This window comes from Acidimicrobiia bacterium, assembly GCA_040880805.1.
In the GTDB taxonomy this organism is placed as follows: Bacteria; Actinomycetota; Acidimicrobiia; order IMCC26256; family DASPTH01; genus DASPTH01.
Genome location: JBBDHW010000068.1, coordinates 4,782 through 27,165, shown reverse-complemented (window position 1 = coordinate 27,165; position 22,384 = coordinate 4,782). Strand labels below are relative to the sequence as shown.

Genomic DNA, 22,384 nt, shown 5'->3' with positions numbered 1-22,384 from the left:
AGCTACCGGCCGAAGCCGACGTGCTGGGTGGAGCCCTCTTCGTCGATCTCGATGTAGGCGATCTTGTCGGCCGGCGTGCCGATCCGGCGGCCCTTGACGTCGGTGAGCCACACCATCGCCCGCGGTGAGCCGTCGCCCAGCGCGGCGTCGATCACCTTCACCACGTCGTCCGCAGTGCCGTCGAGCTCGAGGGTGAGTTCCTTGGGCGAATCCACGACACCGATGCGAAGGTCCATGCGCCGCAGGATACCTGCGGAGCAACCGTTCCTCTATTCTCCCGGCGATGGCGGATGCAAGGAGCCCAGAGCCGGTCAAGCTCACGGGCTTCGTGAACTTCCGCGACCTCGGGGGACATTCCACGCCGGAGGGCCACCTCCGTGCCGGCCGCGTGTACCGCAGCGATTCGCTCGCGCACGTCGAGGTGTCCGACATCGTGCACCTGGTCGAGGAGCGCGGCATCACGATGGTGATCGACCTCCGCCGAGACCATGAGGTGGAAGCCGCTCCGCTCGCGGATCTCGAGGCTGCCGGCGTGCGCGTGGTGCACCAGTCGCTCATCGACCCGGCGGTGCCGGCGCTCCAGACCAGCGACATCGTCGACGGCACCCTCGCCGACCGGTACCTGTCGATCCTCGACACTTCCGGCGACCAGTTCGTCGCGGTGGTCCGACTGATCTCGGACAGCGACAACCATCCGGTGGTGTTCCAGTGCGCCGCGGGCAAGGACCGTACCGGGCTCGTCGCGGCGATGGTGCTCGGGCTGCTCGGCGTCGACGACGAGACGATCACGACGGACTACGCGGCATCGGCCGCGGTGGTCGACGTGCTGCTGGCGCGCCTGCACGCACGCGCACCCGACCGTGAACCACCCGGGCCGCGGATCATGAGCGCAGAAGCATCGACGATGCAGGCTGCGCTCGACTGGATGCGCGACCGCCACGGCTCGATCGAGGGTTACACACGCGCGCACGGGCTCACCGAGGCCGAGATCACCGAGCTGCGCGAGGAGATGATCGAGCGCTGACTCACAGACCCCACGCCCACGGCTTCACAGCCCGGCTCTCCGATGTCGAACGCGACGCGCTGTTCGAGCTCGGCCGCGAACGCACGTACGCGCGGAACGCTCGCGTCTTCCACGAAGGCGACCTCAGCAACTTCGTCGTCGTGATCGTCGACGGCCGTATCAAGATCGTCACCACATCCGATGACGGCGGGGAGACGCTCCTGAGCGTGCGCGGAGCCGGTTCACTCGTTGGCGAGCTCGCTGCGCTCGACGACGCGCCGAGGCTCGCGAGCGCGGTCGTCCTCGAACCACTCACCGCCCTCGTGCTCACCGCGGAGGAGTTCCGAGACTTCCTGGCGCGGCATCCGCGTGCGGCGCTCGAGCTGGCGCGGACGCTCATCGAACGGCTCCGCGAGTCCGACCGTCGCCGGGCGGAGTTCGGCTCCTACGACGTGACCCGCCGGCTCGCAGCCCTGTTGCTCGAGCTCGGCACTCGTGAGTCGTCTGACGGCCGGCCTACAGGCATCAAGTTGTCGCAGCACGAGCTTGCGGGCATGATCGGCGCCTCACGGGAGTCCGTCGCCCGAGCCCTCACCACGCTGCGCGGCCGCGGCCTCGTCGAGACCGGCCGCCGCGCCATCACGGTCGTGGACATCGAGGGGCTCCGCTCCCTCGCCTGAGAAGCTGCCCGTTCTGCGTCACGCGTCACAGACGGCCCGGTCTCGGCGTAAGAAGATCGACCGGCGATGGCCGTACCGTGCGGTCGCGCAAGAAGGGGTGTCAGGCACCGTGACGTTCGTGTTCACCGATCTCGAAGGTTCGACGCGCTTGTGGGAAGAGTGCCCGGATACGATGCAACAAGCACTGGCACGGCACGACGCGCTCCTGCGCGCCGCGATCGTGGAGCACAACGGCCAGATCGTGAAGACGACGGGCGAGGGAGTGCACGCGGTGTTCGGAAGTGCACACGATGCGCTCGCCGCGGCGGCCGTCGCGCAACGGACGATCTCGGAGGAGTCGTGGGAGACCACCGGGCCGCTCCGAGTGCGGATCGGGATCCATACCGGTGACGCCGAGCTGGTTGACCAGGATCACGACGGCCCGGCGGTCAATCGCGCCGCACGCCTGATGGCCGCCGCACGGGGCGGGCAGATCCTGGTGTCGCTCGCGACCGAAGAGCTCGCGCGCGACGCACTCGATGACGGGCTGAGCTTCATCGACCTGGGCGAGCATCGCCTCCGCGATCTCGCGCGTCCCGAGCGCGTGTTCCAGGTAACCGGCCCGGGACTTCCCAGCGATTCCGGGCCTCCGACCTTCCTCGACTCGCCCCCGGGCAATCTCCCGCCTCGGGTCACGTCGTTCGTCGGCCGCGAGCAGGCCGTCGTCGACATGGCCGACGCGCTCCGTGAAGTTCCGCTGGTGACCATCACGGGTACGGGGGGAGTCGGCAAGACCCGCCTCGCCGTGGAGACAGCGGCGCACGTCATCGGCGAGTATCCCGACGGCGCGTGGCTGTGCGAGCTTGGCGTCGCGGGCGACGACGACGAGGCGCTGCAAGTCGTCGCCACCGCGCTCGGCGTGGATCCCCGGCCCGGCACGTCGATCGAGGCGAGCATCGTCGAGTTCCTCCACACGAAGCATCTGTTGCTCGTGCTCGACAACTGCGAACACCTTCTTCACGTCGCCGGCCGGCTCGCGGAAGCTGTGATCCGCGGATGCCCGACCGTTCGCATCCTTGCGACGAGTCGCGAGGGACTCGCGCTCGACGACGAGCAGATGCGACCGCTGCGCTCGCTCTCGTTGCCCGATCCAACCGATCCGCCCGACGTGGTCGCGACGAGCGCGGCGGCGACGCTCTTCATCGACCGCGCGCGCGCGGTACGCCCCGAGTTCGTCCTCGACGCCACGAACGCGCCCGCCGTCGCCGAGATCTGCCGCCGTCTCGACGGCATTCCGCTCCCGATCGAGCTCGCCGCGGCGCGGGTCGTCAGCATGAACCCCGGCGAGATCGCCGAGCTCGTCGACGAGCGCTTCCGGCTCCTTACCGGCGGCCGGCGCACCGCGGTCGAGCGCCATCAAACGCTGCGCGCCGCGATCGAGTGGTCGTACTCGCTGCTCACGGAAGCCGAGCAACGCGTGCTCGCGAGACTCAGCGTGTTCTGGGGCAGCTTCGCCGCCGCCGATGCGACGGCGGTGGTTCCGGGCGACGGCATCGACGCCCGGAACGTGATCGACGTGCTCGGCAGTCTCGTGGCGAAGTCGATGCTCACGTCCGACGAGGCCGCCGACGGATCGACCCGGTATCGGCAGCTCGAGACGCTACGCCAGTACGCGCGCGATCGCCTCGACGACCTCGGCGACCCCGACGTCTGGCGCCGCCGGCACGCCGAGCACTACGCCGAGTTTGCCGAACAGGCCGGTGCGGAAATCCTCGGGCCTGCGGAGCTCGTCTGGCGAGCTCGCTTCCTCGACGAACTCGACAACGTGCGGGCTGCGGTGGCCTGGAGCCTCGACAGCGAGGATCCCGACGACTGCGAGCTCGGCATCCGCGTCGTCGCCGGCCTCGCGAACGAAGCGGCCCTGCGGCAGTCGTTCGAGATCGGCGTGTGGGCCGAGCGTACCCTCCAGCTCGCGCAGAGCTCGGCTCCGGAACGCCGCGACGCTAGCTGAGCCGCAGCTCCGGGTTGTAGATACGCCGCGGGGCGAGGGCGGTGTCGAGCTGTTCGGCGATGGCGCGGAACACCTGCGCGGCTTCGTCGTCGGGGCGCGCGACCACGATCGGCCGACCCTCGTCGCCGCCTTCGCGCAGCGCGGGCACGAGCGGCACCCGACCGAGCAGCGGAACGCCGAGTTGGTCGGCGAGCTCCTGCCCACCACCCGCGCCGAACAGCTCGTAGCGCGTGCCGTCGTCACCGCGGAACCACGACATGTTCTCGATCACGCCGATCACGTCGAGGTCGACCTTCTCCGCCATCGCCGCCGCGCGCTGCGCCACGCGTTGCGCGGCCGGCTGGGGAGTGGTGACCACGATCACCTCGGCGCGGGGGAGGAACTGCGAGATCGAGAGCGGCACATCGCCGGTGCCGGGTGGCATGTCGATCAGGAGGTAGTCGGTGTCGCCCCAGTAGACGTCGGTGAGGAACTGCTCGAGCGCCTTGTGCAACATCGGGCCGCGCCAGATCACCGCTTGGTCCTCGCGCGCGAAGAAGCCCATCGAGATGAGCCGCACGCCGTACCGCTCGGGCGGCACGATGACGTCGTCGATCAAACCGGGTGGCCGTGCGATCCCGAGCATGCGCGGCATCGAGAAGCCCCACACGTCGGCGTCGACGGCGGCGACACGCTTGCCGTGCTGCGCGAGCGCGATCGAGAGGTTGGTGGTGACCGACGACTTCCCCACGCCCCCTTTCCCCGACGCGATCGCGAGCACGCGCGTGCGCGCGTCGGTGAACGGGTTGGGGCGCGGTTCGGGGGAACGCGGGGCCGCCGCCTGCGTCGCGTCGAGGACCTGGAGTGGATTCGGTCTGATCCCCTTGAGGATGCCGGCGACCGCGCGCAGCTCGTCGTCGTCCATGTCGCGGAGATCGACATCGACCCGGTCGACGCCCGGCACCGCCGCCACCGCGTCGAGGACCCGCCGGCTGAGCTCGGCGCGGGTGTCGTCACCGGGGAGGGGAAGCGCGAGGGTCACCCTGACCTTGCGGCCGTCGACGGCCACCTGGTGAACCATGCCGAGGTCGGCCACGGACCGCCGGAGCTCGGGTTCCTCCACCTCGGACAAGGCGGCCCGGACCTCTGCGTCGAGCGCCGCCATTCCCATCTCCTCAGCCTCGGCGGATTTCCACTACCGAGATAGGTAGAATACCCGCCGTGACCGCCGAGGCCGATCCGACTCGAGAAGGTCTGAGCCCCGACGAGTTCAACTCCGTCATCAGTGCGGTCACAGACGCATTCGGTGACCCCACCCGGCGCGAGATCTACCTCTTCGCACGCGACTCCGCCGACGGCGTCACCGCGGGCGAGGTCGCCGAGCGCTTCGAGTTGCACCCCAACGTGGCGCGCCACCACCTCGAGAAGCTCACGGGCGGCGGCTACCTCGTGGTCGAGATCGCGCGCGCACCCGACGACGGCAGCGCCCGCGCCGCCGGCCGTCCCTCGAAGCGCTACTGCGCCGGTCTACTCGACGCCACCCTCGCGCTCCCCCTGAAACACGACGACCTCCTCGGCGGCCTGCTCGCCGGCGCACTCGACGCGCTCGGGCCCGAGCAGGCAGAGGCTCTCGCCGACCAGGTGGGCTTCCAGTACGGGCGTGAGCTCGCGGCGCGCATGGACCCCACCGAGGGCCATCGCTCGGTGCAGGCCGCGCTCGGCGCCGTCGCCGACGCACTCACCGCGCATGGGTTCGACGCGCACACCGAGGCGCGCGGCGGGAGTCTCGCGATCGTGTCGGAGTGCTGCCCATTCGGCGAGACCGCGCAGCGGTACCCGCACGTCGTGTGCGCGCTCGACCGTGGAATGATCCGCGGCATGCTCTCCGGTCTCTACGGCGAGACGTCGCCCCGGTTCGAGACGAGTCGGCCCGACGGTGACGACCACTGCGTCGCGCGCGTCTGACGTGCCACGCGCCTACCTCGACCACGCGTCGTCCTCGCCGCTCCGTCCCGCAGCGGTCGAAGCGATGCTTCCGTTCCTCCGCGAACATCCCGCCGATCCCGGCCGTCTGCACGCGGAGGGACGTATCACGCGTGTCGCGATCGAAGACGCGCGCGAATGTGTCGCCGCGCTCTTCGGCGCACGCCCGCGCGAGGTGGTGTTCACGTCGAGCGGAACCGAAGCGGTGAACACCGCGGTGTGGGGTGCGTTGACACGCCACGGCGGCGGACACGTCGTGACCACCGCGGTGGAGCACTCCGCGGTGCTCGAAGCGTGCTCGCGTGGTCCAAGTACCGAGGTCACGCTCGTTGGTGTCGACCGCACCGGTCGCTTCGGTGCAGGTGAGGTGCTCCACGCGATCCGTCCCGACACCGCACTCGTGTCGGTGCAGTTCGCCAACCACGAAGTAGGCACGGTACAGCCCGCGGCCGAGATCGTCGCCGGAGCGCGCGAGCGCGGTGTGGTTGTGCACGTCGACGCGTGCGCCGCCGTCGGTCACATGCCGCTCGACTTCGCTGCGCTCGGCGCCGACCTGTGCTCGGTCACCGGGCACAAGCTCGGTGGTCCGAAGGGCGCAGCCGCGCTCCTCGTCCGGCGTGGGCTCCGGTTCCCTCCGTTCGTGGTCGGCGGTGCGCAGGAACGCGCGCGCCGCGGCGGGATCGAGGACGTGCCCGCGATCGTCGGCTTCGGCGCGGCCGCCGGGGAGCTGGCAGGCGACACCCTCGAGCAGGAGGCCGACGCGGCACGGGCGTTGACGGGCCGCCTCGCGAAGGAGACGCTCGCCGCCGTCGCCGACGTCGAGCGCTTCGGCGACCCCGACGCCTGCCTGCCCCACCTCGTGTGCCTCGGCGTCGGTGGTGTCGAGGCCGAGCCCATCCTCCTCGCGCTCGATCAGCACGGCGTGGCGGTCCATTCGGGCTCGTCGTGCTCCAGCGAGTCGCTCGAGCCGTCGCCCGTGCTCGAAGCGATGGGGGTCGACGCCGATCACTCGCTCCGGGCCAGCGTCGGGTGGAGCTCCAACGAAGCCGACATCCAAGCGTTCCTGGGCGCGTTCCCGGGAATCGTCGAACGACTCAGGGGGTTGCGAACTTAAATGATCCCGGTCAAGCGACTCAACCATGCCGTCCTCTATGTGCGCGACGCCCAGGCGTCCGCCGACTTCTACGAGAAGGCCCTCGACTTCCAGGTGGTGGGAGCAATGGGTCGGGCCGCGGTGTTCCTCCGTGCCAGCGCGTCCGACAACCACCACGACCTCGCCCTGTTCTCCATCGGCGCCGATGCGCCGGGCCCCGAGCAGGGGCGCGTGGGGCTCTACCACCTCGCGTGGGAGGTGCCCACCATCGACGACCTGGTGGATGCCCGCGCGCACCTCTCGGAGATTGGGGCGTTGGTCGGCGAGAGCGACCATGGCGTGAGCAAGTCGCTCTACGCTCACGACATCGACGGCATCGAGTTCGAGGTGCTGTGGACCGTGCCGCGCGAGGCATGGGGCGAGTACGAGAAGAACGCGGTCTCGCAGCCTCTCGACCTCGCGTCGGAGGTGGCTCGACACGGGAGCCGCGCCGCTCGGTAAGCTCCGCCGCATGGCCGACACCAACTGGTCCCAGCTCGCGTCCGAGCTCACCGCCACGCTGCACCTCGCGACCCCGCCGCTCGCAATCACGTTCTCCGACGCGCCGCTCGAGGGCGTCGCGCCGTTCGAGGAACCGATGCCCGACGCGCTGCCCGACGGCCGCACGGGGCGCGTGCCCGCGGGCTGTGTGTTCTGGATGAAAGCGGCGGACCGAACCTTCAGCACCGTCGCCGACGATCACGCCAACTGCAGCGTCGGCAGCGTGACCCACGGCTTCAAGACCCTCGAGGAAGTGGCGGGCAACTCCGACGTCGCCGCGCTCCTCGATTCGGGTTGGGTCACGATGGACGTTGTCCCGCAGATCCCGGTGGTGCACAAGAAGCCCGGCGCGGTTACGTACGGGCCGCTCGCGGACACGCCGGTCGACCCCGACGTGGTGTTCCTGCGCGTCACCGGCCGTCAGCTCATGGTGCTGTCCGACGCGATCCCGGGCTTGCGCATCGAGGGCAAGCCGCAGTGTCACATCGTCGCGGTGGCGAAGGAAGAGCACGTGCCCGCCGCGAGCGTGGGGTGCGCGCTCAGCCGGGTGCGTACGGGCATGCCGCCCACCGAGATGACGTGCGCGCTCCCCGCGTCACTGCTGCCCAACATCGTCCACTCGATCAAGCAGCACGCCGAAGCCGACACCACCGTCGCCCTCTACGCCGCGGAAGACGCCCGAAGATTCGACTAGCCCCGAAACCGAATCGGCGTCGTTCAGGGTCGTAGAGCAGCCATGAACGACGCAAGTTGGAGGGTGGAGTTACTTCTTCGCTGCTTCGTAGAAGGGGTTGGCGCCGGAAGCGTGGTCGGTGACGTCGATCACTTCGGTGATCTCGGGAACCGAATCGAGGATGGCGACCTCGATGCCCTGGCTGAGCGTGACCGCCGCGAGGCCGCAGCCCTGGCAGCCACCCGACAGGCGCAGGTACGCGATCGAGCCTTCGACGGCGACGAGCTCCGCTTGCCCACCGTGCGCGGCGATCGCGGGATTGATCTCCTGCTCGAGCACCTGCATGACACGCTGGGAGACCTCGCCCGACAGGTCGGCGTGCGGGCGGTTGGGATCGACAGCGGGTGAGAACGGTGTGACCGGCGCGGGGCGGTTGGGGTTCTGCATGACCATGCCGCCACCGCTCAGCTCCAGCGTGGCGCCTCGCAACGAGTCGACGCTGTCGGCAGGGATCGCGACCGACACGTCGTCGTGGTGCTGGATGGCGACGTCGTCGTCGAGCTCGGACTCGGTGCGGAACTCCATGAGGTACGTGTAGGCGCCGGCCTGCTGCCCGCTCACCTCGACCCACAACACGAGGGACTCGGGATCGGACTCTGCCGCGCGCACATCGAGCACCTTGGCCAGCGCGTCGTCGGTGACGGTGAGGATCGGGCTCGCAGTTTCGGACGTCATGCGCGCCATGATAGGTCCGTGACTCGCGTTCTTCTCCTGCTTCCCACGTCGACCTACCGGGCGAGCGATTTCGTCCGAGCCGCCACGCGGCTCGGGGTCGAGGTCGTCGTGGGCTCCGAGGAGCCGCAAGCGATGGCGGGCGATATGGGCGACCGGGCCGTCGTGGTGCCGCTGTCGGACATCGTCGCCGCGGTCGACGCCATCGTCGCGCTCCACGGGCGCTCGCCCATCGCCGCGGTGGTGGCGGTCGACGACCAAGGCGTGGAAGTGGCAGCAGCAGCAGGGGAGCGGCTCGGATTGCCGCACAACGACCCCGCCGCGGTCTCGGCGACTCGAGACAAGTCGGTGATGCGCGACGCCCTTGCCCGGGCGGGGATCCCTCAGCCCCGGTTCCGGGTCGTCGAGCGTCTCTCGCGCATCGCTGACGCAGCGGAGGACATCGGGTTCCCGTGCGTGCTGAAGCCGGTCGGCCTCTCGGCCAGCCGGGGCGTGATCCGAGCCGACGACGTGGTGGCCGCGACCGTCGCGGCCGAGCGCATTCGCGCGATCGTCGACGGGCCGCTGCTCGTGGAGGAGTACGTACCGGGCGTGGAGGTCGCGGTCGAAGGACTGGTCCTCGACCCGGAGCGCGTCGAGATCCTGGCGATATTCGACAAGCCCGACCCGCTCGAGGGCCCGTATTTCGAAGAAACCATCTACGTCACGCCGTCACGCCTGTCTCCGGAGACACTCGCAGCAGTGAGCGACCTCACCGCGCGCGCCGCGCGCGCCATCGGTCTCACGGGCGGACCGATCCACGCCGAGATCCGCATCGCGGGCGATCGCAGGTGGGTCGTCGAGATCGCGGCGCGTTCGATCGGCGGGTTGTGCGCGCGCACGCTGCGCTTCGGCGCGGGCATCGCGCTCGAGGAGCTGATCCTGCGCCACGCGCTCGGACTGCCGCTCGACGATCTCGAACGCGAGCGCGCCGCGTCGGGCGTGATGATGCTGCCCATCTCGCGCGCGGGCGTGCTCGAAGTAGTGCGCGGGCAGGACGATGCGCGCGCGGTGGCCGGTATCACGGGGCTCGAGATCACGGTGCCGCGCGGACGCCGCGTGGTACCGCTCCCCGAGGGCGACCGCTACCTCGGCTTCCTCTTCGCGCGCGCGGAGCGCCCGGAGCAGGTGGAAACCGCGCTCCGCGCGGGTTACGCCGCGCTCGACGTGGAGCTCTCCTCGTAGAGCTCCTCACCGCGGCGCAGCCGCGCCGCGATGTCGACGACACGCGACATCTCACGCCGTGTCGGCGTGTGCGCCGCGAGGAACCGCGCGAGCGCGGTGAGCACGAGGATCCCTTCCTCCGACCCGCGCGGCCACGCCTCGTACTGTCGAACCCCCGCCTCCATCACCTGGTACCAGTGGAAGCCGCAGTCTTCGCGCAGCAGCGCGTGTCCCAGAGTTGCGATGAGCCCTGCGGGGTCACCGCCCGCCTTCAGGTAGCCATAGGCGATCCCGCCGGCTTCGTTGACACCGCCCTGGACATCCCAGCACGCCTCGAGCTCGGCGAGGTCGCCCTCGGTGCCGGTGGACATGCCGGTCGGAAGGCGCGCCGCCGGAACGTTGAGGAACCGGTCGAGGTAGACGCGCAGCGCGCCGTGCACCAGGCCGCGCAGGAGCTCCGGCGTTGGGTTGCGTCGCAGCGCCTGGTGCAACCCGTTCGCGGCGGTGAACGCGTGGTGCACGGCGTTCCAATCGCCGTGGTCGTTCTGGGTGTGGAAGCGCACGATGCGCAGTGAAGCGGCGAACGCGAGCGCACGCCCGAGTTGCTCGGCGGTGGCACCGCGCGCCATCGAGCTCAAGAGCGCGTCGACCACGGCGTCGGGGTCGTCGGTGAGGAGCTCCCACCCGAGGTCGGCGACGTCATGGTCGCCCGACTCGCCGCGCTGCGCCTCACCCTCGGCCCAGGCCTGCGGCAGGCGCTCGTTCGCACGTTGCACGAGCGTCGCGAGGTTGTGGGGGTGGCGCCACTCGCTCCCCTCCTCGGAGCGGGATGCCGCGGCGGTCTCACGCACGAGCGTGGGCAGCACCGTCGCTGCCGCGTCGGGACCGACGTAGCCGAGCGCCTCGAACGCCTTGTTCGTGAAGTCGATCGTGTGCCCGCCGTCGATGAACACGTGGTCGGTAACGGCGGCGAACATCATCTCCTCGACCTCGTCGCCCGCCGCCGACGCGATCGCGGTGGCGAGCGAACGCTCCGCCGCGTCGGACGACCGGGTCTCCACGAACCGGCGGTACCACTCGCCGAGGCGCGTCGAGTCGACGCCGTCGTCGAGCGGGTCGAGCGCGAAGCGCGGCGGCTGGTTGCTCGTGTCGCGCGACACGAACACGAGGCCGTGCGTGAGCGCGAGCGCACGGTCGGCCTCGTCGAGATGCGGGAGCAGGTTGGCCATCGCGACCAGCACTGTGAGCCCCGCACCCCAGCCGCCCGCGCGGTACCGCGTGCCGAAGTCGAGCCCGACGCGCACGATGTCGGACGGTGGAACACCGGCTTCGAGGAGACCGAGGACGGACTTCGCCATCACCAGCGTGAGGCCGTCTTCGAGACCCTGCTCCAACCGGCGGCGAAGGTGCCGTACGGGATCGCCGGTGTCGCGAGCGTCGACGAGGACGTCGTCACCGTCGATGGTGACATCGAAGCCGCGTGCGTCGTCGGCGAACGGATCGAGCGTGCAGCCACTCGCGAGATCGAAACGCGCGTTGTGCCAGTGACAGGTGACGAGCCCGCACTCGACCGTGCCCTGGTGCAAGGGGAATCCCATGTGCGGGCACCGGTCCTCGATCGCGTACGCGCGGTCTTCGTCCCAGAACACCACCACCGGCCAGGAGCCGACCTTCGTGAGGAGCCGCCCGGTCTTGCGGAGCTCCTCCAGCGATCCCGCGTGCACGCTCATGCTGCCTCCGAACCGGCGGTAGGCGAATAACGGAAGTGACTGCTTGCGATACTCTGCGCCCTCGCACGCGAGTTTGTCAAGGGAATCCTTGCGAAACGCGATACCCTCCCTGCCGTGACCGACGTCCGCATCACCCCGGCGCGCCAACGGGTGCTCGAGATCCTCAAGCTCGAGGAGCCCGCCACCGCAGCCGGACTCGCGGCGGAACTCGGCCTCACCGAAGCCGCGGTACGTCAGCACCTTGCCGCGCTCGAGGCCGAGGGCATCGTCGCCGCCAACGCCACTGCGGCCGAACGGCCGGGGCGGCCAGCGGCGCGGTGGTCGGTCACCGACGACGGCCATCGCCTGTTCCCCGATCGCCACGGCGAGCTCACCGTGCAGCTCGTCGACGCGATCCGCGACGCACTCGGCGAGGACGGGCTCACGCGTGTGATCGACGCCCGGACCGACGAGCAGCTCCGCACGTACCGCGAGGTGCTGCGCGCTTCAGGATCGTCGTTGCGGCCGCGCGTCGTCGCGCTCGCCGCGCAGCGCACCGCGGAGGGCTACATGGCCGAGGTCGTCGACGACGACGGCGGATACCTTCTGATCGAACACCACTGCCCGATCTGCGACGCCGCGAAGTCGTGCCTCGGGTTCTGCAGCGCCGAGCTGCGGTTGTTCGGCAAGGCGCTCGGCGACGACGTCACCGTCGAGCGAACCGAGCACCTCCTCGCCGACGGGCGCCGCTGTACGTATCGCATCCGCCCGGGCAGCATCCGACGCGGAGCGTGACCACTGTGCGCGTGCTCCTCGTCGCCACCTACGAGCTCGGTCAGCAACCGGCCAACCTCGCGAGGCCCGCGACGCGCCTGCGCGAACAGGGCCACGACGTGCGCGTGCTCGACACGTCGGTCGATCCGTGGGACCCCGCGCTCGCCGAGTGGGCCGATCGGGTCGCGTTCTCGGTGCCGATGCACACCGCCACCCGCCTGGCCCGAGAGCTCGCGATGACCATCGCCAAGCCCACCTGTTGCTACGGCCTCTACGCCGGCATGTGCGACGACGTGACCGACCGTGTGATCGCGGGTGAATACGACGACGCGCTCGTGGCGTGGGTCGAAGGCGAGCCCGCCGGTACGCCGGTGCAGCTCGGCCGAGTCGCTCCCGCGCTGCCGGCACGCGAACTGCTCCCGCCGCTCGACCGCTACGTGCGGCTCGCAGTCGGCAACGAGATGCGGCTCGTCGGCTCCGTGGAGGCGAGCCGCGGTTGCGCGCACCGCTGCCGCCATTGCCCGGTACCGGTCGTCTACGACGGCCGGGTTCGCCTCGTCGCCGACGACGCCGTGCTCGCCGACATCGAGCAGGTGGTCGATGCAGGCGCGCAGCACATCACCTTCGGCGACCCCGACTTCCTCAACGCGCCGCACCACTCCATGCGCGTGGTGCGCGCCATGCACGAGCGGTTCCCGCAGCTCACGTTCGACTGCACCACCAAAGTCGAACACGTGCTGCGGCACGCTGATCTCCTACCCGAGCTCCGCGATGCCGGATGTCTCTTCGTGGTCTCCGCGTTCGAGTCGCTGAACAACGACACCCTCGAGCGGCTCGACAAGGGTCACACTGCGGCCGACGAGGCACAGGCAGTCGAGCTGCTGCGCGCGCACGGCATCGACGTCCGGCCGTCGTTCCTGCCCTTCACGCCGTGGACAACGCGCGCCGACATCGCAGCTCTCCTCGACTTCGTGTACGACAACGAGCTGGTCGGCAGCGTCGATCCAGTGCAGTACACGATCCGGCTGCTGCTTCCCGAGGGCTCGCTCCTACTTGGTCACCCCGACCTCGCGCCCCGGCTCGGCCCGTGGGATCCGGCGCGGCTCACCTACGAGTGGACGCCCGCGGATTCCGGCATGGACGAGCTGCAGCGCAAACTCGCGGCACTCGTCGAGGAGAGCGTCGAGCGCGCCGAGCCGATCACCGATACATACGCGCGTGTGCGCGACACGGTTGGGATCCCTCCGGTCAGCCTGGTGGGCTGCGTCACCGATCGGCCCCGCCTCACCGAGAGCTGGTTCTGCTGCGCGGAACCCACCGATACTCAACTGAAGGCAGTCACCCGATGACCAACATCAACGACTTCAATGACCAGATGATCGAGCAGTTCCGCGCGAACGGAGGCCGACTCGAGTTCGGGCCCGCATCGTTGCTCCTCCTCACCACCACCGGGGCAAAGAGCGGGCGCAAGCGCGTCTCGCCGCTCGCGGTCTTCGACGACGACGGGCGCATCTACGTGATCGCGTCGAAGGGCGGCGCGCCCGCACATCCGGCGTGGTTCCACAACCTGGTCGCGAATCCCACCGTCAACGTCGAGCACAGTGGTGAGTCCTATGACGCGAAGGCGTCGGTCGTGCCCGACGACCAGCACGACGAGCTCTACGCGCGGATCGCGGAGCGGTTCCCGCAGTTCGGCGAGTACCAGAGGAAGACGACTCGGAAGATCCCCGTGATTGCACTCGAGCGCGTCGGGTAACGAACCGCGAGCGTTCGTTAGTCCACGAGGCCTTCGTCGCGCAGCACGTCGCGCAGCAGCACGGCATCGACGAACAGCACCGCGCGGAACCCGACGTCGCGTGCGGCGTCGACGTGGCCGGGCGAGTCGTCGACGAAGAACACCGACGGAGGTGGTACGTCGAGACGCTCGCACACGAGCTCGTACACGGCCGGGTCGGGCTTGGCGACGCCGAGGTCGCACGAGTTGAAGACCGCGTCGAACTCGTGGGCGATACCGAGCCGATCGAGGTCCGCGCGCAGGCGTGTGGTCCCGTTCGTGAGCAGCCCCACCGGCATGCGCACCCGAACGTCGCGTACGAGTTCGAGCACCGCGTCGTTCACCTCGCCGCACGACTCCGACCACGCCGCCACCGCCGCGGCCGACTCATGGCCGAGCCGTCGCAGCACCTCGGCCCGCCACTCCTCGTCGGTGATCTTCCCGGTGACGGCCTCGTCGAGGAGCCCGGGCGCGAAGGCGACCGCGGGCACCTCGGGCCACTGGGCGTGTCCGGGAAACCGGCGGACGACCCCGTCGAGGTCGAAGAGAGCGATTTCTACCATTTCACCCTAGCTCACTAGACTAAGCTCATCGGATGCAAGTCAACATGCACGCGGCCAAGACACACCTCTCCCGACTGGTCGAGCGCGCCGCAGCGGGCGAGGAGATCGTGATCGCGCGAGCAGGCGTGCCACAAGTTCGCCTCGTTCCCGTCGGTCAGACGAAGAAGTCGCGCGAAGGCGGCCAATGGAAGGGCAGGGTGTGGATCGCTCCCGACTTCGACGAATACGACGCGGAGATCGAGCGCATGTTCTACGGCGGCGACGAGTGAACCTGCTGCTCGACACCCACGTCGCGATCTGGTGGCTCGACGATCCAACCCGGATCCCGACGCAGGCTCGTGTGGCGATCGCGGAGCCCGCGAACAACGTGCTGGTGAGCGCGGCAACTGCCTGGGAGATGTCGATCAAGCACGCGCAAGGAAAGCTCCGCACGCCGGACAATCTGCAGGAAGAGCTCGCGAACGACAGGATCGGCGCGTTGGCGATCACGCTCGAACATGCCGTGGCCGCGGGCGCGCTTCCTCGTCATCACGGCGACCCCTTCGACCGCCTGCTGATCGCGCAGGCTCGAGCCGAAGACCTCACGATCGTCACGATCGACCGAGCATTCGAGCCGTACGACGTCGAAGTGCTCAACCTCCGCGCAGCACGTTGAGCGCCGAGCCGGCGCGGAACCACGCGATGTGCTCGTCGGACATCGTGTGCGTGGTGGAGATCTCGTCGGTGGTGCCGTTGGCGTGGTGCAGCACGACCTTCACCGGCTTCCCTGGCGCGAGCTCGGCGAGGCCCACGATGTCGACCACGTCTTCGGCGAGCACGCGCTCGTAGTCGTCGACGTTGGCGAACGTGAGCGCGAGCATGCCCTGCTTCTTGAGGTTCACCTCCGCGATGCGCGCGAACGACCGCACGATCGTGGCCATACCGTTCATGAACCGCGGCTCCATCGCCGCGTGCTCACGCGACGATCCCTCGCCGTAGTTCTCGTCGCCGATGACGATCCACGAGATTCCCGCTTCCTTGTATTCGCGCGCGAGGTCGGGCAACGGCCTCACGGACCCGTCGCGCGCGTCGATGCCCATGCCGGCCGCATCGAGTGCGAACGCGTTGTTCACACCGCTGAACAGGTTTCCGGAGATGTTCGTGAGGTGGCCTCGGTACCGGAGCCACGGGCCCGCCGGTGAGATGTGGTCGGTCGTGCACTTACCTGCGGCCTTCGCCAGCACCCGTACGCCGGTGAAGTCGCGCCCGTTCCACGGCAGGAAGGGCTCGAGGAGCTCGAGCCGTTCCGAGTCGGGATTCACGAAGACCTCGACGGTAGTGGAGTCGTCGGCGGGCGCGCTGAAGCCCGACTCGCCGGGATCGAATCCTTTCGCCGGCAGCCGGTCGGCCACCGGCGGCTCGAGCAGCACCAACGTGCCGTCGGGCGACTCGAGTGGCTCGTGCACGAAATCGACATCGAGTCTTCCCGTCAACGCCATCGCAGTGACGGTCTCAGGCGAGCCGATGAACGACAGCGTGGCCGCGTTGCCGTCGTTCCGAGCCGGGAAGTTGCGGTTGAACGACGACACGATCGTGTTGCGTTCACCCTTCTCGATGTCGTCGCGTTGCCACTGGCCGATGCAGGGGCCGCACGCGTTCGCGAGCACGGTGGCGCCGATCGCTTCGAGGTCGTCGAGGAGGCCGTCGCGCTCGATGGTCGCGCGCACCTGCTCCGACCCCGGCGTGATGAGCAGCGGCGACTTCACCGTGAGCCCCGCCGCGTGCGCCTGCCGCGCGACGTGCGCAGCGCGCCCGATGTCTTCGTACGAAGAGTTCGTGCACGAACCGACGAGTGCGTACCGGATGTCGACCGGGTAGCCCTCCTCGCGCGCGGCCTTGCCGACGTCGGCGATCGGACGATCGAGATCGGGCGTATGCGGACCCACGAGGTGCGGCCCGAGCTCGTCGAGGTCGATGTCGATCACGCGGTCGAAGAACCGCTCGGGGTCGGCGAGTACTTCGCGGTCGATCCGGAGGTGTTCGGCGTGCGCGTCGGCAAGATCGGCGATCGCCTCGCGTCCGGTGGCCTTCAGGTACGCGGCCGACTGCGCGTCGTAGCCGAACAGCGAGCAGGTCGCGCCGATCTCCGCACCCATATTGCAGATCGTGGCCTTGCCGGTGGCGGAGATCGATTCCGCACCCTCGCCGAAGTACTCGACGATCGCGTCGGTGCCGCCCTTCACGGTGAGGATGCCGGCGACCGCGAGGATGATGTCCTTCGACGCGGCCCAGCCCGACAGCGCCCCGTGGAGGTGCACGCCGATGAGGTGCGGGACGCGCGTGTTGAACGGCCAACCGGCCATCACATCGACGGCGTCGGCGCCCCCGACACCGATGGCGACCATGCCGAGGCCACCCGCGTTGGGCGTGTGGCTGTCGGTGCCGATCATCATCCCGCCGGGGAACGCGTACTGCTCGAGGACGACCTGGTGGATGATGCCGGAGCCCGGCTTCCAGAACCCGGCGCCGTACTTCGCCGACACGGTACGGAGGAACTCGTACACCTCGGAGTTCACGTCGAGCGCGCTGCGGAGATCGATGTCGGCGCCCACGCGAGCCTGGATGAGGTGGTCGCAATGCACCGTGGTGGGCACCTGCACGCGCGGCAGGCCTGCGGTCATGAACTGGAGCAGCGCCATCTGCGCGGTGGCGTCCTGCATCGCGACGCGGTCGGGCCGGTAGTCGGCGTAGTCGACGCCGCGGTCGATGCCGACGGTGGCGGGGTCGTCGGCGTGGGCGAACAGCACCTTCTCGGCGAAGGTCAGCGGGCGTTCGAGGCGCCGGCGGGCGTCGCCCAACGCCTTGGGGAACCGTGCGTACACCGCCTCGACGAGCTCGATGGGCGTGGTAGGCCCGACGCTCTCCGCCATGACGAGCTCCTCGTTCGCTACTCAGTGGGCAAGCCGTCGCAGCTTGCACGTGCCACCCTCAGGCTACGCCGCGCGTGGCTCGATCGGTCCGGTCGAGGAGGCGCTCCGCACGGCCGTGCACGCGTCGTTCGCCGTCAGGCGGGCCGGCGGGCACGGACGACATGGTCGATCGCGACACGCGGACCATCGGGGGTGTCGACCGCGCGCTCGACCCGCTCGGCTTTGACGACCTCGAGCTCGGACACGATCGAGGCGACCTCGTCAGGAGACGCGAGCACCGCCGGGTCCTTGGGGCCGCCGTACCCGCGTTCGACGTTCGATTCGTCGTGGGCGATCACGAGCAGCGTGCCACCGGGCGCAACGGCGTCGACCGCGCGCCGCAGTGCCGCCGAACGATCGGGCTCGGGGAGCTGCAAGTACGCGACCAGCACGAGGTCGTAGGCGCCGGGACTTGGACGGAAACGGGTCACGTCCTCGAGCGCGGTGTCGATCTCGACGCCACGCCTGGCCGCCAGATCCCGGGCCTTGTCGAGCGCAACGTCCGAATAGTCGATGGCGGCTGCCCGCCAGCCCTGCTCGGCAAGCCAAATCGCGTTCCGTCCCTCCCCTGCTGCCAGATCAAGGACGCGGCCGGGCTCCAAGTCGGCGACTTCGGCTACGACGAAGCGATTGGGTTCGGCCGACCAGACCAACTCCGTCGCGCGGTAGCGCTCGTTCCATTCGTTTTGGTCCATGCGTCAGTCTGCCGTGGATCAGTGGGGCTTCCATGCTTCGGGGTCGTCGAGAAGTCTCTCGACCGAGCGCGGGAGTGTCCCCGCGACGACGTCGGCCACGGTGACGCACTCGAGGACGTTGCGCAACGCGGCGCGCACCGCGACCCACACCTGCGGCAGCGATTCGGCCGCGCCGTCGTAGGCGAGGTTCTCGGGGCGCACGTCGCGCACCGCCGCGAGCGGACCTTCCATCGCGCGCATCACGTCGGCGAGCGTGATGTCTTTCGCCGGACGCGCGAGCCGCGAGCCGCCCTCGGCGCCGCGCTGAGTGCTCACGATCCCGGCGCGCCGCAGGTCGTTGAGGATGTTGTCGAGGAAGTGTCGGGGAATGCCCTGCGCCTCGGCAATGCGGTCGGCTTTCACGAGCGCGCCGTCGGCTGCGCCCAGCTCGGCCACCGCCCGTACCGCGTAGTCGGTCTTGGCCTTGACGTTCATAGCTCGCGAACCCTACATTGTTCATCTTGTCAGTCGGATTAGTCTTTTAGAGGCCCACGGCCGTGGACATCGATCTCGGCATCGCGCTCGCGGGCCTGATCGTCGGCTTCGTCGTCGGCCTCACGGGCATGGGTGGGGGCGCGCTCATGACGCCGATCCTCGTCATCGGGTTCGGCATCGAGCCGCTCGCCGCGGTGTCGAGCGACCTGGTGGCCGCGGTGGTGATGAAGCCGATCGGCGGCGGCATCCACTTCCGGCGCGGCACCGTGCACATGGGTCTCGTGCGCTGGCTCATGCTCGGCTCCGTGCCTGGTGCACTGCTCGGCTCGTACGTGATCTCTCACCTCGGCAACGACGTCGGCGACACCATCAAGGTGATCCTCGGCGTCGTGCTGCTGATCGCCGCCGCCGCGATGGTCGTGCGTAGCTACATCTCGCGTCACCGCACCGGCACCCTCGAAGGCACCGCCGCGCAGCGCGTGCCGGTGCGGCAGGTCCCGACGCTGCTCGTCGGGTTCTTCGGCGGCGTCGTCGTCGGGATGACATCGGTGGGATCGGGCTCGCTGATGATCGTCGCGATGATGCTGCTCTACCCGATGCTCTCGTCGAGGGAGCTCGTCGGCACCGACCTCGTGCAGGCGGTGCCGCTCGTCACCGCCGCCGCGATCGGTCACATCATCTGGGGCGACTTCGTGCTCGGCCTGACCGGGTCGCTGCTGCTCGGGAGCATCCCGGGGGTGATCCTCGGTGCGCACGTGTCGTCCCGTGCGCCCGACGGGTTCATCCGCCCCGTGCTCGCACTCGTTCTGGTGTTGTCGGGGCTGAAGCTGCTCGACGTACCCAACGAGGTGCTGGCGGTGATCTTGGTGCTGGCCTTGATCGGCGGCGCGGTCGCGTGGTTCGTCAGGCGGCGACGCGTTCGTGCGCCGCGCGCACAATCGGTGGAGTCGGGGTCACCCAGTTCAGCGCCCGACTGAGCGGGTACATCGCCGCCCTCACCGGCAGCCCCGCGCCCGGTATCCACGGCAGCCGGTACATGCGGCGCGCGTACCGCGGCAGGATCGCGATCGCAGCCGTGGTGGGGATGGCCCACAGCGGGCGGTAGGCGAGCTGCATCGGCGGGAACAGCACCACGCGCAGGCCGTCGAACGCAGCCGGCGTGACTTGCAACGTGGGGCGCACCGACCTCAGGTACTCGCGCACCTCACCCATCGACTGAGGCGCCATCTGCGCCGGTAGCTCCACCATCTCGGCGACGCGCGCCATCTCGACCACATAGCGGTCCGCGTCTTCTTCCGACAGCCGTCCTGCGTACATGCGGTACACGAGCACGAACGACTCGAGTTCGACCGCGTGGATCCAGAGCAGCAGATCGGGGTCGTTGCCGGCGTAGGCCTGACCCGTGACCGGATCGATGCCGTGGATGCGCGCGTGAACCTTGCGGACCCGATCACAGGCGGCTTCCGCAGCGGAAGTGTCGCCGTAGATCGTGTTCATCACGAAACTCGTGGTGCGTTCGAGCCGACCCCATGGGTCCTCGCGGAACTTGCCGTGCTGGTCGACCGCCGCCATGGCACGCGGTTCGAGCGCCTGCACGAGCAGCGCGCGCATCCCCCCGACGAGCATCACCGGGTCGGCGTGGATGTGCCACGCCACGCTGTCGGGCCCGAAGAGACCGAGGTCACCCATGCGTGCACGGTACGCGCGACCGGATCATGGTGTGACCGAATCGCTTTCGTCGCCTATCCTGGTTGTCACGGCCGCCTCGCGCGAGGCCGCGAGGCCGGTGGTCCGGGTCGCTGTGCGGGCACGGTCCAGGAGCAGTTCCACAACTGGAGCTGCAGCCCGTTCTTCTTCGAGGACACGTGGGGTGTCCTCCGTGGTATCGCCCGACGAACGGAGATGATGTTCGGATCGATTCGTGACGTTGAGCTCCGTCGACGGTCATCGTCGACGTTCCAAGCGATGAGCTGGTGAATCGGTTGTCAGCGCCCGCCCCGGTCGCTTCCTGGCAGTTCGACCTGTATGTCGAAGCGGAGGCTGACGGCGAGGCCACAGCCGAGCAACTCGCAGTCCTCGAAGCCGATCGACCAGGGTGGCGCGCTGCGCTGCTGCGCTTGGTTCGCGACGCGGAGGAGCATGTTGCCACCGCTCGATCGCTCCGGGGAGAGGAACGCGATCAGGTGTTCGCGGACGCGCAATCCGATCAACAGCGGCTATCGGCGGCGTGGGTTCGGTTCGCCGCCATGGAACGCGGCGGCGAACGCGGCGACGAGCGCGACGAGCGCGACGACGAAACATCGCCCGTGCCCGGAGTGGTCCAGGTGCAGGCGTCGTGGGAACCGGGACGCGTGGTGGCGTGGGGCGGGGGCCCACGCGCGCCGGCCGCTGACGGCGATGAGGTCATGGCCCTGCTCGCCGCTGCGGGTGCGCCCACGTCGGGGTGGGTCCGCCACGCGGCGATCTCGTTGCCGGGAGGTGCCGTGGCTGACGCGTTCGCCGCTCCAGTCGGCGAGGTCTTGGGATGGCTGGTCGCTGCCGGAGCCGGTCAGGTCGGCGACGATGTCGCCCCCAGCGTTCGATGGTTGGGGCGCGTGGCGATCTGGGCGGTGGAGCTCACCGCGCGGGGAGCGATGGTTCCGTTGTTGCGCCGGCGAAGGCGGCGCAGTGGAACCGCGAGCAGCTCCACTGCCTCCTTCTCGGTGCGCTGGATGCCGGCCCTCGTCGATGCGGGCCGTCTCGACGATGTGGCCCGCGAGATGCCGGGCAGCGTTGTGGCACTCGATCCGAGCGTCGACGCTCGGGCCCTGACTCGCTCTGCCCTCACCGGCATGGTCGACGCGATCTGTCGGGACAGTGCCCGTAGGGTCGAGGTGCCCGCGCCGCCACCGAACGTTCGCACCGCGACCGACGTCACTGAGGCGTTCCTCGCGCGGCTCGACGGGAGCGCCTTCGACGCCCCGCTGCGTGTCGCCGGGGAGCTCGTGGCGCGGGCAGAGGATTGGGCCCGCTCGGTGACCCGGGAACACACCGCGCTGATCGTCCGGCTCGATCCTCCCGAGCGCGGAGACGTTTGGCATCTCGGGGTGTTCGCTTCGGGAGCCAAGGGAGAATTGGTTCCGATCGAGCACGCGATCGTCAACGCCGGTTCGGATCGGCGCGATCTCGAAGACGAGATGGCGCGCCTCGAACGGATGCTGCCGACGCTGCGGCGCCCCGGCGGCACTCGCCGCGGCCAGGTGATCCTGAGCCAGGACGAGGCATGGGAGCTGATGGCGACGACGGGCCCGCGGCTCGCGGTCGCCGGGTTCGACATGCGGATACCGGAGCTGTCGCGGCATCGACCGGCGCCGATGCTGCGAGTGTTCGCCGACACTTCGGCGACATCGGCAGTTGGCGCGAGCCAACTCGCCAACGTGCGGTGGTCGGCACTCTTCGGCGACGTCGAGCTCACGGCTACCGACATCGCGCGGCTGGCGAAGGAAGCGCGGCCGTTGATCCGCTCCGGCGGACGGTGGGTCGCGATCGATCGAGCCGACCTGGACGCCGCGGCGGCCGCGCTCGCTGAGCG

The 22,384-nt window shown here is 69.5% G+C and carries 24 protein-coding genes; 15 read left to right on the top strand and 9 right to left on the bottom strand.

Going from position 1 to position 22,384, the window contains the following annotated elements; all coding sequences use genetic code 11:
- Positions 1–2 precede the first annotated feature (2 nt).
- Positions 3–236, bottom strand: a complete 234-nt coding sequence (locus tag WD271_17560) for a DUF3107 domain-containing protein (protein MEX1009629.1) — start codon at positions 234–236, stop codon at positions 3–5.
- Positions 237–283: 47 nt separating this feature from the next.
- On the opposite strand from WD271_17560, the gene WD271_17555 reads away from it, so the two are divergent.
- From WD271_17555 to WD271_17545, 3 genes are all read left to right on the top strand, one after another.
- On the top strand, positions 284–1,024 hold the full coding sequence (locus WD271_17555; protein MEX1009628.1) for a tyrosine-protein phosphatase: 741 nt from the start codon (positions 284–286) through the stop codon (positions 1,022–1,024).
- Complete coding sequence (locus WD271_17550) at positions 922–1,683, top strand: Crp/Fnr family transcriptional regulator (GenBank protein MEX1009627.1); 762 nt, start codon at positions 922–924, stop codon at positions 1,681–1,683. Before WD271_17555 ends, WD271_17550 begins: the two co-directional genes overlap by 103 nt.
- 97 nt (positions 1,684–1,780) lie before the next feature.
- Entirely contained in the window at positions 1,781–3,673 is a 1,893-nt protein-coding gene (locus WD271_17545; GenBank protein ID MEX1009626.1) for an adenylate/guanylate cyclase domain-containing protein, read from the top strand.
- Here the strand turns inward: WD271_17545 and WD271_17540 are convergent.
- Complete coding sequence (locus tag WD271_17540) at positions 3,666–4,817, bottom strand: Mrp/NBP35 family ATP-binding protein (protein MEX1009625.1); 1,152 nt, start codon at positions 4,815–4,817, stop codon at positions 3,666–3,668. The genes WD271_17545 and WD271_17540 overlap by 8 nt on opposite strands.
- A 56-nt stretch (positions 4,818–4,873) precedes the next feature.
- Here WD271_17540 and WD271_17535 point away from each other — a divergent pair, with 56 nt between their 5' ends.
- From WD271_17535 to WD271_17520, 4 genes are read left to right on the top strand one after another with little or no spacing between them, the layout of a single operon-like run.
- The gene (locus WD271_17535) at positions 4,874–5,617 is read left to right on the top strand and encodes a helix-turn-helix domain-containing protein (protein MEX1009624.1); all 744 of its coding nucleotides are present in this window, start codon (positions 4,874–4,876) and stop codon (positions 5,615–5,617) included.
- Positions 5,589–6,749 carry a cysteine desulfurase family protein gene (locus WD271_17530; protein MEX1009623.1) on the top strand — a complete coding sequence of 387 codons (1,161 nt, stop codon included), beginning with the start codon at positions 5,589–5,591 and terminating at the stop codon, positions 6,747–6,749. Before WD271_17535 ends, WD271_17530 begins: the two co-directional genes overlap by 29 nt.
- Positions 6,750–7,229: a VOC family protein gene (locus WD271_17525; protein ID MEX1009622.1), complete on the top strand. Its 480-nt coding sequence runs from the start codon at positions 6,750–6,752 to the stop codon at positions 7,227–7,229.
- 10 nt (positions 7,230–7,239) lie between these two features.
- Positions 7,240–7,962, top strand: a complete 723-nt coding sequence (locus WD271_17520; GenBank protein ID MEX1009621.1) for a DUF169 domain-containing protein — start codon at positions 7,240–7,242, stop codon at positions 7,960–7,962.
- A 69-nt stretch (positions 7,963–8,031) separates the two neighbouring features.
- On the opposite strand, the gene WD271_17515 is transcribed toward WD271_17520, so the two are convergent.
- A complete protein-coding gene (locus WD271_17515; protein ID MEX1009620.1) occupies positions 8,032–8,676 on the bottom strand; it encodes a NifU family protein in 645 nt (214 codons plus the stop codon).
- An 18-nt stretch (positions 8,677–8,694) separates the two neighbouring features.
- On the opposite strand from WD271_17515, the gene WD271_17510 reads away from it, so the two are divergent.
- Complete coding sequence (locus tag WD271_17510; protein MEX1009619.1) at positions 8,695–9,897, top strand: ATP-grasp domain-containing protein; 1,203 nt, start codon at positions 8,695–8,697, stop codon at positions 9,895–9,897.
- Here the strand turns inward: WD271_17510 and WD271_17505 are convergent.
- Positions 9,864–11,606, bottom strand: a complete 1,743-nt coding sequence (locus tag WD271_17505) for a Rieske (2Fe-2S) protein (protein MEX1009618.1) — start codon at positions 11,604–11,606, stop codon at positions 9,864–9,866. The two genes, WD271_17510 and WD271_17505, sit on opposite strands and share 34 nt — an antisense overlap.
- A 114-nt stretch (positions 11,607–11,720) precedes the next feature.
- Between WD271_17505 and WD271_17500 the strand changes: the two genes are divergently transcribed.
- From WD271_17500 to WD271_17490, 3 genes are read left to right on the top strand one after another with little or no spacing between them, the layout of a single operon-like run.
- Entirely contained in the window at positions 11,721–12,380 is a 660-nt protein-coding gene (locus WD271_17500; protein MEX1009617.1) for a metalloregulator ArsR/SmtB family transcription factor, read from the top strand.
- Positions 12,377–13,708 carry a CUAEP/CCAEP-tail radical SAM protein gene (locus tag WD271_17495; protein ID MEX1009616.1) on the top strand — a complete coding sequence of 444 codons (1,332 nt, stop codon included), beginning with the start codon at positions 12,377–12,379 and terminating at the stop codon, positions 13,706–13,708. Before WD271_17500 ends, WD271_17495 begins: the two co-directional genes overlap by 4 nt.
- Positions 13,705–14,115, top strand: a complete 411-nt coding sequence (locus WD271_17490; protein ID MEX1009615.1) for a nitroreductase family deazaflavin-dependent oxidoreductase — start codon at positions 13,705–13,707, stop codon at positions 14,113–14,115. The genes WD271_17495 and WD271_17490 overlap by 4 nt, the downstream gene beginning before the upstream one ends.
- 17 nt (positions 14,116–14,132) lie before the next feature.
- Here the strand turns inward: WD271_17490 and WD271_17485 are convergent, their stop codons facing one another.
- Positions 14,133–14,696, bottom strand: coding sequence for an HAD-IA family hydrolase (locus WD271_17485; GenBank protein MEX1009614.1), 564 nt, complete (start codon positions 14,694–14,696; stop codon positions 14,133–14,135).
- A gap of 32 nt (positions 14,697–14,728) precedes the next feature.
- Between WD271_17485 and WD271_17480 the strand changes: the two genes are divergently transcribed.
- Positions 14,729–14,965 carry a type II toxin-antitoxin system prevent-host-death family antitoxin gene (locus WD271_17480; GenBank protein ID MEX1009613.1) on the top strand — a complete coding sequence of 79 codons (237 nt, stop codon included), beginning with the start codon at positions 14,729–14,731 and terminating at the stop codon, positions 14,963–14,965.
- Positions 14,962–15,351 (top strand): type II toxin-antitoxin system VapC family toxin, encoded by a 390-nt coding sequence (locus WD271_17475; protein MEX1009612.1) that lies wholly within the window; start codon positions 14,962–14,964, stop codon positions 15,349–15,351. The genes WD271_17480 and WD271_17475 overlap by 4 nt, the downstream gene beginning before the upstream one ends.
- Here WD271_17475 and WD271_17470 read toward each other — a convergent pair.
- The 3 genes from WD271_17470 to WD271_17460 form a co-directional block, all read right to left on the bottom strand.
- Positions 15,329–17,605: an aconitate hydratase gene (locus tag WD271_17470; protein ID MEX1009611.1), complete on the bottom strand. Its 2,277-nt coding sequence runs from the start codon at positions 17,603–17,605 to the stop codon at positions 15,329–15,331. The genes WD271_17475 and WD271_17470 overlap by 23 nt on opposite strands.
- 134 nt (positions 17,606–17,739) lie before the next feature.
- Positions 17,740–18,339 (bottom strand): class I SAM-dependent methyltransferase, encoded by a 600-nt coding sequence (locus tag WD271_17465; GenBank protein ID MEX1009610.1) that lies wholly within the window; start codon positions 18,337–18,339, stop codon positions 17,740–17,742.
- Between the two features lie 18 nt (positions 18,340–18,357).
- Positions 18,358–18,813 (bottom strand): Rrf2 family transcriptional regulator, encoded by a 456-nt coding sequence (locus WD271_17460; GenBank protein MEX1009609.1) that lies wholly within the window; start codon positions 18,811–18,813, stop codon positions 18,358–18,360.
- Positions 18,814–18,875: 62 nt separating this feature from the next.
- Here WD271_17460 and WD271_17455 point away from each other — a divergent pair, with 62 nt between their 5' ends.
- Positions 18,876–19,790 (top strand): sulfite exporter TauE/SafE family protein, encoded by a 915-nt coding sequence (locus tag WD271_17455; protein MEX1009608.1) that lies wholly within the window; start codon positions 18,876–18,878, stop codon positions 19,788–19,790.
- Here WD271_17455 and WD271_17450 read toward each other — a convergent pair.
- Entirely contained in the window at positions 19,717–20,502 is a 786-nt protein-coding gene (locus WD271_17450; GenBank protein MEX1009607.1) for an oxygenase MpaB family protein, read from the bottom strand. The genes WD271_17455 and WD271_17450 overlap by 74 nt on opposite strands.
- A 284-nt stretch (positions 20,503–20,786) precedes the next feature.
- Between WD271_17450 and WD271_17445 the strand changes: the two genes are divergently transcribed.
- Positions 20,787–22,384, top strand: a 1,598-nt coding sequence (locus WD271_17445) for an SNF2 helicase-associated domain-containing protein (protein MEX1009606.1), incomplete at its 3' end; no start/stop codon positions are given.

Excerpts from the sequence above, each read along its gene's own strand:
- WD271_17470 (MEX1009611.1), bottom strand. The coding sequence starts at position 17,605 with ATGGCGGAGAGCGTCGGGCCTACCACGCCCATCGAGCTCGTCGAGGCG.
- WD271_17485 (MEX1009614.1), bottom strand. The coding sequence starts at position 14,696 with ATGGTAGAAATCGCTCTCTTCGACCTCGACGGGGTCGTCCGCCGGTTT.
- WD271_17465 (MEX1009610.1), bottom strand. The coding sequence starts at position 18,339 with ATGGACCAAAACGAATGGAACGAGCGCTACCGCGCGACGGAGTTGGTC.
- WD271_17505 (MEX1009618.1), bottom strand. The coding sequence starts at position 11,606 with ATGAGCGTGCACGCGGGATCGCTGGAGGAGCTCCGCAAGACCGGGCGG.
- WD271_17490 (MEX1009615.1), top strand. The coding sequence starts at position 13,705 with ATGACCAACATCAACGACTTCAATGACCAGATGATCGAGCAGTTCCGC.
- WD271_17540 (MEX1009625.1), bottom strand. The coding sequence starts at position 4,817 with ATGGCGGCGCTCGACGCAGAGGTCCGGGCCGCCTTGTCCGAGGTGGAG.
- WD271_17555 (MEX1009628.1), top strand. The coding sequence starts at position 284 with ATGGCGGATGCAAGGAGCCCAGAGCCGGTCAAGCTCACGGGCTTCGTG.
- WD271_17460 (MEX1009609.1), bottom strand. The coding sequence starts at position 18,813 with ATGAACGTCAAGGCCAAGACCGACTACGCGGTACGGGCGGTGGCCGAG.
- WD271_17525 (MEX1009622.1), top strand. The coding sequence starts at position 6,750 with ATGATCCCGGTCAAGCGACTCAACCATGCCGTCCTCTATGTGCGCGAC.
- WD271_17515 (MEX1009620.1), bottom strand. The coding sequence starts at position 8,676 with ATGACGTCCGAAACTGCGAGCCCGATCCTCACCGTCACCGACGACGCG.
- WD271_17520 (MEX1009621.1), top strand. The coding sequence starts at position 7,240 with ATGGCCGACACCAACTGGTCCCAGCTCGCGTCCGAGCTCACCGCCACG.
- WD271_17560 (MEX1009629.1), bottom strand. The coding sequence starts at position 236 with ATGGACCTTCGCATCGGTGTCGTGGATTCGCCCAAGGAACTCACCCTC.
- WD271_17450 (MEX1009607.1), bottom strand. The coding sequence starts at position 20,502 with ATGGGTGACCTCGGTCTCTTCGGGCCCGACAGCGTGGCGTGGCACATC.
- WD271_17480 (MEX1009613.1), top strand. The coding sequence starts at position 14,729 with ATGCAAGTCAACATGCACGCGGCCAAGACACACCTCTCCCGACTGGTC.